This window comes from Martelella sp. K41-7 (genome assembly GCF_055808365.1).
Map to the genome: position 1 here is coordinate 895,568 of NZ_CM147867.1, position 16,990 is coordinate 912,557.

Below are 16,990 nucleotides of genomic sequence, written 5' to 3' on the forward strand. Positions count from 1 at the left end.
AGACGCCTTCAAGCCGAGAGAAAAAACGGAATCAGGTAAGATTACCGGCCGGAGTTGTATTTACGGTATCGTGCACGAGGAGTGACGTCGGGCGCTCATGTTGCAGGCGCGAAGATACGGGCGCCAATCGCAGGGGTTTTGCCACCTTGGCCGGCGATGTCAGAACGCGCCGTGGATTGTCTGAACGGGAGTGACGTCCACAGCCTGGCTCGCCTTGTGCTCACCATAAGTCTTCATCACGCCAAGAACCGGCGCGACATCGGCATAATCGCGGCCGTAGCCGACCACGATATGGTCCGAGCCCGCTTCCATATTGTTGGTCGGATCGAATTCGACCCAGCCGGTTGCGTTGCCGCACCAGACACGGACCCAGGCATGCATGGCATCGGCACCTTCAAGGCGCGGCTTGCCGGGCGGCGGAATGGTGCGCAGGTAGCCGCTCACATAGCCGGCCGGTACCCCGATCATCCGCAGCGCCGAGATCATCACATGCGAGAAATCCTGACATACACCGCGCCGCATCCGGAAGGCTTCGCCCGGCGTGCTGTCGACCGTCGTCGCCTCGCCGTCATAGGAGAAATCCTCAAAGATCCGGGCGCAGATTGCTTTCGCGATCTGGTACACACTGCTGTCGGCTGGGGCCAGTTCCCGACCATAGGCGCCGATCGCCCGGTCAAGCGGAATGCGCGAGCTCGGTCCGATGAAATGGTGCGGAGAATCTCGGCCGAGATCCAGCACGCGATCATATTCGCGCTTCAGTTCGGAAAGTACGGTGGTGAACTCCAGCATGGTGCGCGGGGCATCGACGTTGACACGGGCCTTCATCATGATGGCGAAGCGCTGATGCGGCGGGTTGATCAGAGTTGCGATCGCGGGATGACCGAAGAAATCGGTAAAGCCGCGCTCTTCGCTGGGCGCTGGATCAAATTTGACGTGACCGGCGATCAGCCGCTGACGCTGGGTGACCGAAAGCGGCATCACACGGGTAATGTGGCGCGCGAGCGAGGCCGGCGTGTCGTATTGATATTCCATTTTGAGAGACAGATCGTAAAGCATTGTCCCTCACAGGTAATTCTGGGCAAGACAGTCCGAAAGCGCCTCGAAATCGCGCTCCAGCGTCTGGTAATAATCGGTCGAAACTGTATCGGCGGTCATCACCGCAAGCCCCGACTGCACCCGCATGCTTTCGCGGTGTAAAGGGGACATCTGGGTCGGGTAGCCGTGTTCGGGCAGTTTTTCGACTTCAGCCAGAACCTGGTTCAGCTGGAACAGAACCGAACGCGGGTTCTGCGGATCGAGCGCCAGAAGGTCGGTGATCGTTAGATGATCGGTGTAGACATTGTAGTGGCGGCGGTGGGTCATGACATTGTCGCTGATTTCCAGCAGCATATCGAGCGCGCCGTCGGGCGCATCCTCGCCGGAAAGCTCACCGAGAAGCCGGGTCATGTGCAGGCCGCGCTCCAGATAGCGGCCGATCGACAGGAACCGCCAGCCAGTCGAGCGGTACATGTTTTCGTGCACCAGACCGGCAAAACCGGCAAGCTTGCGCAACAACACCGTCACCGCATGCGCGGCGTCGTCGCCCGGCTTCACACGGTCAACGAAACGACGGGCCGTCTTGGAGAGGTCGTTCAGCGCCAGCCAGCCATCGGGCGAGAACCGGTCGCGGATATTGCCGGCGGAATAAACGGCGCTGTCGATATCACGCAACAGGGAGGGCGGTAGCGCGGCCTCTGAAAGGTCGAGCCCGATCTGATCGAGATAGTCTTCTACCTGCGTCAGCAGAGCCTGTCCGCGATCGTCCACTTCGGCAAAGCGTCCGTGCCAGGCACGCAGGATACGCAGATTACCTTCCGCACGCTCGATATAGCGGCCAAGCCAGAAAAGATTGTCGGCGGCACGGCTAGGCAGGTTCGCGGGCTTGTTGCGCGGAATGCGGCTTTCACGTGTCAGGAGCGTGGGCTTTTCGACGGGCGTCTGACTGACGACCCAGACATCGGCGGCGCGCCCGCCTGCCTGCATTGCAATAGCCGCGACATCATCAGACGAGCCGATGCGGGCAAAGCCACCCGGCATCAGCGTCCAGCCATCATGGGTGCGCGCTGCAAAGACGCGCAGCGAGAAAGGATGCGGTGTCAGCTTGCCGTCAACGAAAGCCGGAGCGGTCGAAAGCTTGACGGCTTCCTGGCCGACGAGCCAGGGCGCGCGTTTTTCGAGCCAGCGGGCCACCGCGCCACATTTGCGCTCACGCAACCGCTCGCCGGTGAAGGATTGTCCGGAATCGTCGAAGAACGGCATGCGCGAATAGGCCGGGCCGATCAACATCTGGTCCAGGTTTTCTGCAACGTGGCGGCGTTCGTTCTCCTGTCCGCACCACCATGTGGCAATCGACGGGATCTTGAGGTCCTCGTTGAGCAGACGGCGGGAAAGTGCCGGCAGGAAGGCGAGAAAGGCACGGGTTTCGACCATGCCGGAACCCAGCGCATTGACCATGGTGAGGTTGCCCGCGCGGATGGCGCTGACGAGGCCGGGCGTGCCGATGCGCGAATTCTGGTTGAGTTCCAGCGGATCGGTGAAACTGGCATCGAGGCGCCGCCACAATACGCTGACCGGCATCGGTCCTGCGACGGTGCGGACCATCAGCCGGTCGTTGATGACGATAAGGTCTTCGCCTTCCAGGAGCGAGACGCCGAGATAGCGAGCGATATAGGCATGCTCATAATAGGTTTCGTTTGCGGGGCCGGGGGTCAAAACGCCGATGCGGCCCTCGTTTCCGCCCGGCTCCGCCTGTAACGCATCACGGAACGCGCCGAAAAAGGTTGCCACGCGACGCACATGCATGTCGCTGTAAATACCGGAAAAGGCGCGTGATGCGGCAACGCGGTTTTCCAGCGCAAAACCGGCGCCGGAGGGGGCCTGCGCGCGATCGGCCAACACCCACCATTTGCCGTCCGGGCCGCGCCCGACTTCAAACGATATGAAATGCAGGTAATGGCCGCCGGGCGGATCGATGCCGACGAGCGGCCGCAGGAACTCGCTGTTGGAGGCGACGAGGGCGGGGGGGATGAAACCTTCGGAAACGAGGCGGTTGTCGCTATAGAAATCCGCCATCATCGCTTCAAGCAGGTCGGCGCGTTGCTTCAGCCCGTCAGCAAGTTCCTGCCACTCATTGTCATCGATGATGATCGGAATATGGGAGAATGGCCATGCGCGTGTGTCATCCTGCCCATCATAGGCGCGGTAGAAAACACCGGCGTCGCGAAGGTAGCGGTCCGCGCGGGCAAAACGTTCCGAGAGTTCGCTGGCCGTCATCCCCGAAAGCGCGTTGACGAAGGGCTGCCACACCGGGCGCACGTTTCCTGCGGCGTCGACCATCTCGTCGGGCACACCGGGTAGGGGAGCATAGTCCCGGGCATTCCAGGCGATGGCGGGTTCCGCCTCGTGGTGCTCGTCTGCCATATTCTTTTCGGCGAAACTTTCCGCCTTGGGTTCTGCCATTTGCAGCGCTTCCTGCCGCCCGCATCGCTGGAGACCCCTGTCGCAAAAGCACGATGAGGGGCTCCTGTTCGCCAAACGTTAAATCGGTCCGGGCGAAGTGTCGTCGCCCGCTGCCGAGGTGTTAAAGCCCTGTCGGGCGCCTGAGATCGAGCGTTAGCGGGAACTCCGGTGACGGCGCTTCGTTGAAGACCGCGTAGCCGCCAGCAGTGTGCCCCGCAGCCTCGAATCGTGCAAGTCGCCTTGCTTCCGCCTCGTTGCCATTGATCGGAAAGGTCTCATAATTGCGCCCGCCGGGATGCGCAACATGATAAATGCAGCCCCCGACTGATCTTGCTGACCATGTGTCGTAAATGTCGAAGGTCAGCGGTGAGTTGACCGGCAGGACGGGGTGAAGGCCGGAGGCCGGCTGCCAGGCCTTGAAGCGCACGCCGGCAACCGAGACGCCGTTGGCTCCGGTTGGCTTTAGTGGCACCTTGCGGCCATTGCAGGTCACGATATAGCGCTCCGGGGCCTGGGTCTCGAGGCGGACCTGAAGGCGTTCGACGGACGAATCCACATAGCGCACCGTGCCGCCGGGCGCACCCTGTTCACCCATCACATTCCAGGGCTCAAGCGCCTGACGGAGCTCCAGCTTGTTGCCCTCATATTCAACCTCGCCGAAGAACGGGAAGCGGAACTGCAATTGTGCCTCGAACCATTCCGGACGGAATTCCAGGCCGTTTTCCTTCAGGTCCTGAAGAACATCCATGAAATCCTGCCAGATGAAGTGCGGCAGCATGAAACGGTCGGCAAGCGCCGTGCCCCAGCGCGCCAGCTTGCCCTCGATCGGGTTCTTCCAGAACCGGGCGAGAAGCGCGCGTACCAGAAGCTGCTGGGCCAGGTTCATGCGGGCATTCGGCGGCATTTCGAACCCGCGGAACTCGACGAGGCCGAGACGTCCTGTGGCGCTGTCGGGCGAAAACAGCTTGTCGATGCAGATTTCGGCGCGGTGGGTATTGCCGGTGACATCGATCAGCAGATTGCGGAACAGACGGTCGACCATCCAGGGCAGCGGCGGCTCGGTGTCGGATTGCGGGTGCGGAATATGTCCCATGGCGATTTCGAGCTCGTAGAGCGCGTCGTGGCGAGCCTCGTCGATGCGCGGTGCCTGGCTGGTCGGGCCGATGAACAGGCTCGAGAACAGATAGGAGAGCGAGGGATGGCGCTGCCAGTGCAGGACCACGCTCTTCAGCAGATCGGGCCGGCGCAGGAACGGACTGTCAGCGGGGTTGGCGCCGCCGACCACCACATGGTTGCCGCCGCCGGTGCCGGTGTGCCTGCCGTCGATCATGAACTTGTCGGCGCCCAGCCGTGTTGCACGGGCTTCCTCGTAGATCGCCGTGGTGGTCTCCACGCATTCATTCCAGTTCGCGGCGGGATGGATGTTGACCTCGATGACGCCGGGGTCGGGTGCGACACGGATGACGTCGATACGCTCATCCTGTGGCGGCGAATAACCCTCGATGTGGACGGGGAGGTTGAGCTTTTCAGCCGCGCGTTCGGCCGAGGCGACCAGATCGAGATATTCCTCCAGCGTTTCGGTCGGCGGCATGAAAATGCACAGCCGCCCCTCTCGCGGTTCAACCGACATGGTGGTCCGCACGTGACTGGCTTCCAGCGGGCCGTAGGCTGCGGGCCTCGGCGCCGGCGGTTTGTACTGAAACGAGGCGAAAGGCAAGGTCGGCAGAACTCGTCCTTCATCCTGCCTGAAGTCGGGTAGAGGTCCGCGTTTGACCGAAGGATCAAGCGGGTTGATGAACGGGTACTCGGCCGGCGGGATCCAGGCAAGCGAATCGAGCGGCAGGCGGAAGCCGATAGGGCTGTCGCCGGGAATAAGGTAGATGCGCCCGCGCCGTGTCGTCCATTTTTCGGAAACCCATTTGACCCCCGAAGCGCGGCTGCCCCCCGAAGCGCGGCCCTGCCATGCCTGCACGGGCAAGATATATCCGACGGGCTTTGTCAGTCCGCGTTCGAAAACCTTGGTGATGCGCGCCCGGTCTTCGGGGCTTTTGAGCTTTGAATTGGACGGGTCGACATTATCCGGCAGTTTGCCTTCGCGGATCAGCCATTCCGCGGGATCCTCGAACACCGGTTCGACGACGTCCGGCTCGATGTCCAGTTCGTTGGCGATGGCCTGCAACAATCGTCCGGCGTCGTTCTCGTCAACCTTGATTTCCTGCGCTTCCTCGGCGATCAGGTCCTGATTGTTCCAGATCGGCACGCCGTCCTTGCGCCAGTAAAGCGAGAAGGTCCAGCGTGGCAGGCTCTCGCCCGGATACCATTTGCCCTGGCCGTAATGCAGAAAGCCGCCGGGGGCGAAACGCTCCCTCAGCCGGCGGATCAACTCGTCGGCCAGCCCGCGTTTGGTCGGGCCGACAGCGCCGGTATTCCATTCATCGGCCTCGAAATCGTCGATGGAAACGAAGGTCGGCTCGCCACCCATGGTCAGGCGCATGTCTGTTTCTTCGATCAGCTTGTCGACCTTGGCGCCAAGCGTATTGAGCGCATCCCAGCTCTCGTCTGAATACGGTTTGGTGATGCGCGGATGTTCTGCCACCCGGTCGATCTTCATATCGAAGTCGAAGCTGATCTCGGCCTTGCCGGCATAGCCGCCGGTAATTGGCGCAGCGTTGCTGAAATGCGGCGTGGCGGCCAGCGGGATATGGCTTTCCCCAGTCAGAAGGCCGGATGTGGCATCAAGGCCGATCCAGCCCGCACCGGGCAGGAAAACCTCCGCCCAGGCATGAAGGTCGGTGAAATCGTGATCGGTTCCAGACGGGCCGTCGAGGGCCTTGATATCCGGCTCAAGCTGGATCAGGTAGCCGGAGACGAACCTTGCTGCGAGCCCCATATTGCGCAGGATTTGCACCAGAAGCCAGGCGCTGTCACGGCACGAACCCGAGGCGCGCTCAAGTGTTTCCTCCGGCGTCTGGACGCCGGGCTCCATGCGGATAATGTAATTGACGTCATGCTGCAGGCTGGCATTGATACCGACGATCATGTCGACCGTGCCCTGACCGGGCGAAAGATCGAGCTTCTCCATCAGCGTCTTCAGCCGCGGCCCCATCGGCTCGGGCCTCAGGTAGATCGACAGATCCTCGTGGATCGCTTCGTCATATTTGAACGGGTATTTGGTCGCCTGTTCTTCGACGAAGAAGTCGAACGGATTGTAGACCGTCATGTCGGCGACCAGGTCGACCTCGATCTTGAACTCGGTGACCGGCTCCGGGAACACGAAACGAGCCTGATAATTGCCGTAAGGGTCCTGCTGGAGATTGACGAAGTGGTTCTCCGGCGTGACCTTCAGCGAATGCGAGATGACCTTTGTCTTCGAGTGGGCTGCCGGTTTCAGCCTGATGATCTGTGGTCCGAGACTGACGGGATTGTCGTATTTATAATGTGTGAGGTGGTAAATCGCTGCTTTGATTGACATCTGCGTCCTTGCCGACGGTGAAGGGCATCTTCGGCACAAACCGAAAACGCTCTTTCAAGTTCCCCTGTTCTTTTGCCGGGAAGTGTGGGCAAAGCTTGACGATAAAGCAAGCAGGATTGCCCGTACGGCGCGAAATTCCGAACGGGCTTTCTCAAGCGGTGGCGCGTAGCGATTTTGATAGCCGGCCAGCCGGGAAGTCAGTCGCTGAGCTTGACGATCGCCACTTCGCCTTCAAGCGCTGTCTGATAGGCGGAAGCATGCGGTTCTTCATCCGGGATTTCGGTGATCAGGCCGATCTGGTCGAGATCAGCTTCCGAGTAGCCTTCATTGGCCAGCGCGTTCAGTGTATTGCGCACGGCAGTATCTTCATCGGGTGCGGCGATGATCACATGGACCTCGGTGTCGCCGTTCCACTCGTGATAGACCTTGCCGGTAATGATGAAAACCATGCGCTCGCCGTCGCTGGTGTAGCCGGGGATGGCAATCATGTCCCCTCCTTTCCTGGGTCGTACTTTTGCTGCTTCGTTTGAGTATCACAACGAGGGACAGATATCTCCCTCCCGGAACAGCGCCTTTTTTTGATTGCATAGTGATTTATTGTGTACTAATAGTTGTATCTGGCAATGCGTGCAAGGATGGTGGCCGATGTACACGGTGATTGATACCCCATGGGATACGACATCATACATTCCTCAACTGATAAGCGGCGGTGTTGAGGCCGTTATCCGCTATTATAATCATCAAAATTCGACGGCCCTTCCGGAGAAACAGCTTGGTGAAAACGAAGCCAAGGCTCTGGCCGGCGCCGGGCTTTCGATTGCGGTGATCTTCGAGCAGGACGGCGGCGCGGGCGGGCGGATCAGTGACCTGGATGCCGAAAGTGGAAACAGTGATTCTGCGCGAGCTCTGGCGCTGGCAAAGTCGCTCGGTCAGCCGCCGGGCTCAGCGATCTATTTTTCAGTCGATTACGATTACTACGAGGACGCGGACCTGCAGAAAATCAAACCCTATTTCGCGGCGGTGTCATCAGGCCTTGCCGGGATGTACAGAGTGGGGGTCTATGGTTCCGGGACGGTCGGGGCCACCATGCAGGACGCAGGCTATGCCGAACTGATCTGGCTTGCCGGTTCCACAGGGTGGTCTGGGACCCAGAAAACCCTGGACACAGATCGCTGGGCTCTGTTTCAGAGCGAGCTGGATATTGCCACCCCCTTGCCGCATGACGGCGACGTGATTGCCGCCGGCCTTGCCGACTTCGGGCAGTTCACGCTCGACGGCGTATCGTCACCGGCGGTCGGGAACGGACAATCGGTGTCGGTTTGAATACAGAACGTTGCCCTCCGCATCGCCGGCGGGGCGCCTTGAAAAGGTCGCACGGCAGGTGTAGAACGACACCAACCGAAAAACCAACAAGGACGTGCCACCGATGATTTCTCACCTCGAAACAGCAATTGCACTGGCTTCGAAGGAGATCTCTGTTCATGCACGCCACCATCACACTTTCCGGTCTGTCCCTTACCACCACTGACGAACGTCCACTTTTCCAAAACATCGACGCCGTTTTCGGTCCCGGTCTTACCGGCTTGGTCGGACGCAACGGTGCCGGTAAAACCACGCTTTTGAGAGTGATCGCCGGTCATGTCCGTCCGTCTTCCGGCGCCGTGCATGTTTCGGGCAGGCTCGCGATGTTTGCTCAGGAGGCCCGGCCGCGCTCCGGTGAGACACTGGCGGATTGCTTCGGGATCAGCGCCATGCTTGAGATGACCGAAGCGGCGGAAAATGGCGGAGCCTGTGTCGAGGACCTTGCTGCTATCGACTGGATGGCGGAGGAGAAGGCTGTCACCGCACTCGGGCGCTTCGATATCGACTATCCGCTTTCGACGTCGCTAGCCCGGCTTTCGGGCGGGGAACTGACACGGGCGCGACTCGCGGCAATTTTTCACGCCGAGTCTGACTTCATTCTCCTCGATGAGCCGACCAATAATCTCGATGCAAGCGGGCGCAAGCACCTTCTCGATGTCCTTGCCGGCTTTCGTGGTGGGGCATTGGTCGTGAGCCATGATCGCGAATTGCTTGAAACGATGACGGCCATCGCCGAACTGTCAAGCCTTGGCCTCAAGCGCTACGGCGGCAATTTCAGCTTCTACGCTGCGGAAAAGGCGGCGGAACTGAAAAATCGGGAAAGAGCGCTCATCGAGGCCCGGCACGAGGTGCGCCGGATATCACAGGTCACACGACAGCGGGCCGAACGCAAGGCGCGCACAGATGCTGCGGGCCGGAAAACGCGCAAGCGCAACGATATGCCGAAAATGATGCTGGATAGAATGAAGGGGAGGGCCGAATCGACGGCAGCCAGACAGGCCGCGCTGTCCGGGCGGCAGGCCGAAAAGGCATCCGAAGAGCTTGAGAGTGCGAGGGCGTCCCTTGAGGTGATTGCACCTTTCTCCGTTACCTTGCCGCCATCGGGACTGGCGTCCGACCGCCGAGTGCTGCGGGCGGCCCATCTGAGCGTCGGCTATGAGGCTGCGAGCCCGCTGTTGGTGGATCTTTCAGTGGAGATGTCCGGGCCACAGCGAGTGGTGATTGAAGGCGCAAATGGGACGGGCAAGTCGAGCCTCGTCAAAACCCTTAAAGGTGCATTGGCGCCGCTTGCTGGAACGGCGGAGATCTTTGTGCCTTGTGCCATCTTCGATCAAACTGTATCGCTGCTCAAACAGGAAAGCAGCGTGCGCGACAATTTCATGAGGCTTAATCCGCACGATGATGACAATGCCTGCCGGGCGGCGCTCGCCCGCTTTCGTTTTCGCTCGGATGATGCACTGAAGCCGGTGTCGGCACTGAGCGGTGGTGAGGTGCTGCGTGCGGGGCTCGCTGTGGCGATCGGCGGCACGCGGCCCGCGCAGTTGCTCATTCTGGATGAACCAACCAACCACCTGGACCTCGAAACGCTCGCAACGCTCGAGGCGGGACTCAAGGCCTATGACGGTGCGCTGCTTGTCATCAGCCATGACCCGGTTTTTCTGAAGAGAATCGGTGTTGGCAGTAGAATCGCGCTTTCCGGTGCAGGCCGGACGCCGAGACATATTATTGCGTGAATACCGCGACAGGGGCGGCGAAAATTGCCCGGTACGGTCAAAGGATCCAGAAAGGGCGCGAACCGCAGCTGGGATTCGAGAATTTCGGGGCATCGGACTTGACGGCATACAGGGAAATGAGTATGTGGACGCCAACAGAACCCATGTGAGGCATGGCCGTTCGGGAAGCCAAATGTCCCGGAGTTCACCTCAGACTAGGTTCTCATACAGCACGTTGAAGATCAAATGCTGCACGCATGACGCGGCAAGGTGCCCGAGTCCTCTGCTTTAAGGTCCATCTGCCGGGAAGGCGGGTCGGGCCGTGCTTGTGCGCATATAGACACTCAGTGTGCTTCTGTTCGCCGGTGACGGCATTGAATTGAAATGCCCCACAAGGGCGACGAGACACGTAATTCTAAAGGGATGGGTATATGCCTACCGTAAACCAACTGATCCGCAAGCCGCGCCAGCCTCAGGTCAAGCGGAACAAGGTTCCCGCGCTGGAGCAGAACCCGCAGAAGCGCGGCGTTTGCACCCGCGTCTACACCACGACGCCGAAGAAGCCGAACTCGGCTCTGCGTAAGGTTGCCAAGATCCGTCTGACCAATGGCTTTGAGGTCATCGGCTATATTCCTGGCGAAGGCCATAACCTTCAGGAGCACTCCGTGGTGATGATCCGCGGCGGCCGCGTGAAGGACTTGCCGGGTGTTCGTTATCACATCATTCGTGGTGTTCTCGATACCCAGGGCGTCAAGAACCGTAAGCAGCGCCGTTCGAAGTACGGTGCGAAGCGTCCGAAGTAATTCGGTTTTCATTTCTCTGGCGCTGCGCGAGGTTCTCCGCGCTTTAAGTGCCGCAACTGTTGAGAGACAAAAAGTATGTCACGACGCCATAGTGCAGAAAAGCGTGAGATCAATCCGGACCCCAAGTTCGGCGATCTGGTGATCACCAAGTTCATGAATGCCATCATGCTTCATGGCAAGAAATCGGTCGCAGAATCGATCGTTTACGGTGCGCTCGACGCTGTTGAGGGTAAGTTGAAGCAGGATCCTATCGAGGCCTTTCATCAGGCTCTCGAAAACGTTGCTCCGCACGTTGAGGTTCGTTCGCGCCGCGTTGGCGGTGCAACTTACCAGGTTCCGGTCGATGTTCGTCCCGAGCGCCGTCAGGCTCTCGCGATTCGTTGGTTGATTGCTGCTGCCCGCAAGCGTAACGAAACCACCATGATCGAGCGCCTGTCCGGCGAGCTCATGGACGCTGCGAGCAACCGCGGTTCTGCCGTCAAGAAGCGTGAAGACACGCACAAGATGGCTGATGCCAACCGCGCATTCTCCCATTACCGCTGGTAATACTGATACGAGGGAAGGCCTGATATCATGGCTCGCGAATATAAAATCGAAGATTACCGTAATTTCGGTATCATGGCGCACATCGACGCTGGCAAGACCACGACGACCGAGCGTATCCTGTTCTACACCGGCAAGTCGCACAAGATCGGTGAAGTTCACGACGGCGCAGCCACGATGGACTGGATGGAGCAAGAGCAGGAGCGTGGCATCACGATCACGTCCGCTGCCACCACCACTTTCTGGCAGGGCCGCGATGGCAAGAAGCGTCGCTTCAACATCATCGACACCCCCGGACACGTTGATTTCACCATTGAAGTCGAGCGTTCGCTGCGTGTGCTCGATGGCGCCGTAGCGCTTCTTGACGCCAATGCCGGTGTTGAGCCGCAGACGGAAACCGTGTGGCGTCAGGCTGACAAGTACAATGTCCCGCGGATGATCTTCTGCAACAAGATGGACAAGATCGGTGCCGACTTCTATCGCTCGGTCGATATGATCAAATCCCGTCTCGGTGCGATCCCGGTTGTCATCCAGCTGCCGATCGGTGCTGAGAACGACTTTGCCGGTGTCATCGACCTGATCGAGATGAAGGCGCTTGTCTGGGACGGTGAGCATCTTGGTGCCGAATGGGAAGTCACCGACATCCCCGCTGACATGAAGGAAAAGGCTGAAGAGTGGCGCGAGACGATGATCGAAACGATCGTCGAAGTCGACGAAGCCGCTATGGAAGCCTATCTCGAAGGCGAAATGCCGGATAACGACAAGATCCGCGAACTTATCCGCAAGGGTACGATTGGCGTTCAGTTCTATCCGATGCTGTGCGGATCGGCCTTCAAGAACAAGGGTGTTCAGCCGCTTCTCGATGCCGTTGTCGACTTCCTGCCGTCTCCGATAGATATCGAGGCGATCAAGGGTATCGACGTCAAGACTGAATCCGATATCGAGCGTCATGCTGATGACGAAGAGCCGCTTTCGATGCTGGCCTTCAAGATCATGAACGACCCCTTCGTTGGTTCGCTCACCTTCTGCCGCATCTATTCCGGCAAGCTCGAAAAGGGCTCCGGTGTTTTGAATACAGTGAAGGAAAAGCGTGAGCGTGTCGGCCGTATGTTGCAGATGCACTCGAACTCGCGTTCTGACGTTGAAGTCGCTTATGCTGGCGACATCATTGCTTTGGCTGGCCTCAAGGAAACCACCACCGGTGACACGCTTTGCGATCCGCTGAAGCCTGTTATCCTGGAGCGGATGGAATTCCCCGAGCCGGTTATCCGGATCGCTATCGAGCCCAAGACCAAGGCCGACCAGGAAAAGATGGGTATAGCCCTGAACCGTCTGGCTGCTGAGGATCCGTCCTTCCGCGTTTCGTCCGATGAAGAATCCGGCCAAACGATCATCGCTGGCATGGGCGAGCTTCATCTCGACATTCTCGTCGACCGTATGAAGCGCGAGTTCAAGGTTGAGGCTAACGTCGGTGCGCCGCAGGTTGCCTACCGCGAAACCATCACCCAGGCCCACGAAGAAGATTACACCCACAAGAAGCAGTCGGGTGGTTCGGGGCAGTTCGCCCGCGTCAAGATCGTCTTCGAACCCAATCCGGATGGCGAGGATTTCGTATTCGAATCCAAGATCGTCGGCGGTTCTGTTCCGAAGGAATATATTCCGGGCGTTCAGAAGGGTATCCAGAGCGTTCTGTCGTCCGGTCCGCTTGCCGGCTTCCCGATGCTCGGCATCAAGGCGACCCTGATCGACGGTGCCTACCATGACGTCGACTCATCGGTTCTGGCCTTTGAAATCGCCGCGCGTGCATGCTTCCGGGAATCTGCCCGCAAGGCAGGTGCCCAGCTTCTCGAGCCGGTCATGAACGTTGAGGTCGTTACCCCGGAAGATTACGTGGGTGATGTTATCGGCGATCTGAACTCCCGCCGTGGTCAGATCCAGGGGCAGGAGCCGCGTGGCAACGCGACTGTTATCGAGGCTCAAGTGCCGCTGGCGAACATGTTTAAATATGTCGACACGCTGCGCTCCATGTCGCAGGGCCGCGCCCAGTACACGATGACCTTCGATCACAATGCACCCGTGCCGTCGAATGTCGCACAGGAAATTCAGGCGAAGTATTCCGGTTCGAAGTAACCGGAATACACCCGTAACGCATAAATGACATAACCCCGTCGCGGGGTCTGAAAAGAATAGGAGCCTAAAATGGCAAAGGCAAAGTTTGAGCGGAGCAAACCGCACGTCAACATTGGCACGATCGGTCACGTTGACCACGGCAAGACGACACTGACGGCTGCGATCACGAAGTACTTTGGTGACTTCCGTGCGTATGACCAGATTGACGCAGCGCCGGAAGAAAAGGCCCGTGGCATCACCATCTCGACGGCGCACGTTGAGTATGAAACCGACGCTCGCCACTATGCGCACGTCGACTGCCCCGGCCACGCCGACTACGTCAAGAACATGATCACCGGTGCGGCCCAGATGGACGGCGCAATCCTGGTGTGTTCGGCTGCTGATGGGCCGATGCCGCAGACCCGCGAGCACATTCTGCTTGCCCGTCAGGTTGGCGTTCCGGCAATCGTGGTGTTCCTGAACAAGGTTGACCAGGTCGACGACGAAGAGCTTCTCGAACTCGTCGAAATGGAAGTCCGCGAGCTTCTCGACTCTTACGAGTTCCCGGGCGACGAAATCCCGATCATCAAGGGTTCGGCTCTTGCTGCTATCGATGACAGCAACAAGGAAATCGGCGAAGACGCCATCCGCGCGCTGATGGCCGCTGTTGACGACTACATCCCGACGCCTGAGCGTCCGGTTGATCTGCCGTTCCTGATGCCGATCGAAGACGTTTTCTCGATCTCGGGTCGTGGTACGGTTGTGACCGGTCGTGTTGAGCGCGGCATTGTCAAAGTTGGCGAAGAAGTCGAAATCGTCGGCATCAAGGACACGCAGAAGACGACGGTTACCGGCGTTGAAATGTTCCGCAAGCTGCTCGATCAGGGCCAGGCCGGCGACAACATCGGCGCACTGATCCGTGGTATCCAGCGTGAACAGGTCGAGCGTGGCCAGATTCTCTGCAAGCCCGGTTCGGTCAAGCCGCACACCAAGTTCAAGGCAGAAGCCTACATCCTGACCAAGGATGAGGGTGGCCGTCATACGCCGTTCTTCACGAACTACCGTCCGCAGTTCTACTTCCGCACGACGGACGTGACCGGTGTTGTCACGCTTCCCGAAGGCACGGAAATGGTTATGCCGGGCGACAACGTTACGGTTGACGTCGAGCTGATCGTTCCGATCGCGATGGAAGAAAAGCTGCGCTTCGCGATCCGCGAAGGCGGCCGTACCGTCGGCGCCGGCATCGTGGCCGCTATCGTCGAGTAGTCGGCGGGCGACAGGCACTTTTGAACAAGGTAGGGACGGGGCAACCTGTCCCTACTTTTGAAGATTGAAGTGTGCGGTCGAAGTTCAATGAATGCGCCTTATCGATGACGACAAGGCGGAGACAAGAAGAAGACAAGGACGAGTCGCATGAACGGCCAGAATATCCGCATCCGCCTGAAGGCGTTTGATCATCGGATCCTTGATGCCTCCACGCGTGAGATCGTATCGACGGCCAAGCGTACCGGCGCGAATGTTCGCGGACCGGTTCCGCTCCCGACCAGGATCGAAAAATTCACGGTCAACCGTGGCCCGCATATCGACAAGAAGAGCCGCGAGCAGTTTGAAATGCGCACCCATAAGCGCCTGCTCGACATTGTCGATCCGACCCCGCAGACGGTTGATGCTCTGATGAAGCTCGATCTGGCTGCCGGCGTCGATGTTGAAATTAAGCTCTGAGTTTCAGAGTTAGACAGTTAAACGGGACCAATCGATGCGCGCTCTTATCTTGAGTGGCGCTTGAAGTCCCAGACAGAGACACGCCGGGCCTGCAAGGGCTTGGCCGGAACTCTAAAAGGAACGAACCGATGCGTTCAGGTGTAATAGCACAAAAGGTGGGAATGACCCGCGTCTTCAATGACGCAGGAGAGCATATCCCTGTAACAGTTTTGCGAATGGACGGCTGCCAGGTCGTTGCAACGCGCACGAAAGAAAAAAACGGCTATACGGCAGTTCAGCTCGGTGCAGGCCACTCCAAGGTCAAGAACACCACCAAGGCGCTGCGCGGTCATTTTGCCAAAGCTTCGGTAGAGCCCAAGGCCAAGCTGGTCGAGTTCCGCGTTTCCGAAGACAACCTGCTCGATATCGGCGCCGAAATTACGGCTGGCCATTTCGTGTCGGGTCAGCTCGTTGACGTGACCGGAACCACCATCGGTAAGGGGTTTGCCGGTGCGATGAAGCGCCACAATTTCGGCGGTCTTCGCGCTACCCACGGTGTTTCGGTCTCGCACCGTTCGCATGGTTCGACCGGTTCCAACCAGGATCCCGGCAAGGTCTGGAAGGGCAAGAAGATGGCCGGTCACATGGGCCAGACCCGTGTCACCACCCAGAACCTTGAAATTGTCCGCACCGATGAAGAGCGCGGTCTGATCCTCGTCAAGGGTGCCGTCCCAGGCTCCAAGGGCGCATGGATTACCGTTCGTGACGCTGTGAAGTCTGGTGTTCCTGAAAATGCCCCGCGGCCTGCCGGCCTGCGCGCGGCTGAAACCAATGGAGCCGAGTAATGGATCTCACAGTTAAAACACTTGAGGGCAAGGACGCCGGCAAGGTCAGCCTGAAGGACGAGATCTTCGGTCTGGAACCGCGCGAAGATATTCTTGCTCGTATGGTGCGTTACCAGCTCGCTGCAAAGCGTCAGGGTTCGCACAAGACGAAAAGCCGTTCGGAGGTCGCTCTGACCGGCGCCAAAATGTACAAGCAGAAGGGCACCGGTAACGCCCGCCACCACGCAAAGCGTGCGCCGCAGTTCCGTGGCGGTGGTCGTGCTCATGGTCCGGTCGTTCGCGATCACAGCCATGACCTGCCGAAGAAGGTACGCGCTCTGGCGCTGAAGCATGCGCTTTCGACGAAGATGAAATCTGAAGACCTGATCATCATTGATGACCTTGTCGCTTCGGAAGCCAAGACAAAAGCGCTTCTCGCACAGTTTGCCGGCCTCGGTCTGGAAAACGCTCTGATCATCGGCGGTTCGGAACTCGACGGCAATTTTAGGCTAGCCGCCCGCAACATTCCGAATATCGATGTTCTGCCGGTTCAGGGCATCAATGTTTACGACATTCTGCGCCGTGGAAAGCTTGTGCTTTCCAAGTCTGCAGTCGAAGCTCTGGAGGAGCGGTTCAAATGAGCGATATCCGCCATTACGACGTGATCGTTTCGCCGGTCATTACTGAGAAGTCGACGCTGGTTTCTGATAACAACCAGGTCGTCTTCAACGTTGCCAAAACTGCGAGCAAGCCCCAGATCAAAGCCGCTGTCGAAGAACTCTTCGGCGTCAAGGTCAAGGCTGTGAATACGCTTGTACGCAAGGGCAAGATCAAGCGCTTCCGGAATTTCTCCGGCAAGCAAAAAGACGTCAAGAAGGCGATCGTCACGCTGGCTGAAGGTCAGTCCGTAGACGTGACGACCGGCGTTTGAAACAGACCCGGTAGGGTAAAGACCCAATAGGGAAT

At 59.0% G+C, this 16,990-nt stretch carries 14 protein-coding genes; 10 read left to right on the forward strand and 4 right to left on the reverse strand.

The genetic code is table 11. The features are described from left to right. Window positions 1-159: 159 nt before the first annotated feature. The 4 genes from AC0L7L_RS04180 to AC0L7L_RS04195 all read right to left on the reverse strand — a co-directional run bounded on the left by AC0L7L_RS04180 (window position 160) and on the right by AC0L7L_RS04195 (window position 7,458). Entirely contained in the window at window positions 160-1,056 is an 897-nt protein-coding gene (locus AC0L7L_RS04180) for a transglutaminase family protein (RefSeq protein WP_272210465.1), read from the reverse strand. A 6-nt stretch (window positions 1,057-1,062) separates the two neighbouring features. Continuing rightward, window positions 1,063-3,459 carry a circularly permuted type 2 ATP-grasp protein gene (locus AC0L7L_RS04185; protein WP_473513770.1) on the reverse strand — a complete coding sequence of 799 codons (2,397 nt, stop codon included), beginning with the start codon at window positions 3,457-3,459 and terminating at the stop codon, window positions 1,063-1,065. Between the two features lie 160 nt (window positions 3,460-3,619). Continuing rightward, the gene (locus tag AC0L7L_RS04190; protein WP_473512252.1) at window positions 3,620-6,970 is read right to left on the reverse strand and encodes a transglutaminase family protein; all 3,351 of its coding nucleotides are present in this window, start codon (window positions 6,968-6,970) and stop codon (window positions 3,620-3,622) included. 197 nt (window positions 6,971-7,167) lie between these two features. Then, window positions 7,168-7,458, reverse strand: coding sequence for a hypothetical protein (locus tag AC0L7L_RS04195; protein WP_272210472.1), 291 nt, complete (start codon window positions 7,456-7,458; stop codon window positions 7,168-7,170). Window positions 7,459-7,615: 157 nt separating this feature from the next. On the opposite strand from AC0L7L_RS04195, the gene AC0L7L_RS04200 reads away from it, so the two are divergent. The 10 genes from AC0L7L_RS04200 (at window position 7,616) to AC0L7L_RS04245 (ending at window position 16,955) form a co-directional block, all read left to right on the forward strand. Continuing rightward, entirely contained in the window at window positions 7,616-8,293 is a 678-nt protein-coding gene (locus tag AC0L7L_RS04200) for a glycoside hydrolase domain-containing protein (protein ID WP_473512256.1), read from the forward strand. Between the two features lie 158 nt (window positions 8,294-8,451). Then, window positions 8,452-10,065 (forward strand): ABC-F family ATP-binding cassette domain-containing protein, encoded by a 1,614-nt coding sequence (locus AC0L7L_RS04205; protein ID WP_272210474.1) that lies wholly within the window; start codon window positions 8,452-8,454, stop codon window positions 10,063-10,065. Between the two features lie 410 nt (window positions 10,066-10,475). After that, window positions 10,476-10,847 (forward strand): 30S ribosomal protein S12, encoded by a 372-nt coding sequence (gene rpsL, locus AC0L7L_RS04210; protein ID WP_018065617.1) that lies wholly within the window; start codon window positions 10,476-10,478, stop codon window positions 10,845-10,847. Between the two features lie 75 nt (window positions 10,848-10,922). Further along, on the forward strand, window positions 10,923-11,393 hold the full coding sequence (rpsG, locus tag AC0L7L_RS04215; protein WP_272210475.1) for a 30S ribosomal protein S7: 471 nt from the start codon (window positions 10,923-10,925) through the stop codon (window positions 11,391-11,393). Between the two features lie 27 nt (window positions 11,394-11,420). Further along, on the forward strand, window positions 11,421-13,520 hold the full coding sequence (gene fusA, locus AC0L7L_RS04220; RefSeq protein WP_272210476.1) for an elongation factor G: 2,100 nt from the start codon (window positions 11,421-11,423) through the stop codon (window positions 13,518-13,520). A 69-nt stretch (window positions 13,521-13,589) separates the two neighbouring features. Continuing rightward, on the forward strand, window positions 13,590-14,765 hold the full coding sequence (tuf, locus tag AC0L7L_RS04225) for an elongation factor Tu (protein ID WP_272210477.1): 1,176 nt from the start codon (window positions 13,590-13,592) through the stop codon (window positions 14,763-14,765). A gap of 147 nt (window positions 14,766-14,912) precedes the next feature. After that, entirely contained in the window at window positions 14,913-15,221 is a 309-nt protein-coding gene (gene rpsJ, locus AC0L7L_RS04230; protein ID WP_018065614.1) for a 30S ribosomal protein S10, read from the forward strand. A 128-nt stretch (window positions 15,222-15,349) separates the two neighbouring features. Continuing rightward, entirely contained in the window at window positions 15,350-16,045 is a 696-nt protein-coding gene (gene rplC, locus AC0L7L_RS04235) for a 50S ribosomal protein L3 (protein WP_473512267.1), read from the forward strand. After that, window positions 16,045-16,665 (forward strand): 50S ribosomal protein L4, encoded by a 621-nt coding sequence (gene rplD, locus AC0L7L_RS04240; protein ID WP_272210478.1) that lies wholly within the window; start codon window positions 16,045-16,047, stop codon window positions 16,663-16,665. Before rplC ends, rplD begins: the two co-directional genes overlap by 1 nt. Next, on the forward strand, window positions 16,662-16,955 hold the full coding sequence (locus AC0L7L_RS04245; RefSeq protein ID WP_272210479.1) for a 50S ribosomal protein L23: 294 nt from the start codon (window positions 16,662-16,664) through the stop codon (window positions 16,953-16,955). Before rplD ends, AC0L7L_RS04245 begins: the two co-directional genes overlap by 4 nt. Window positions 16,956-16,990 lie beyond the last annotated feature (35 nt).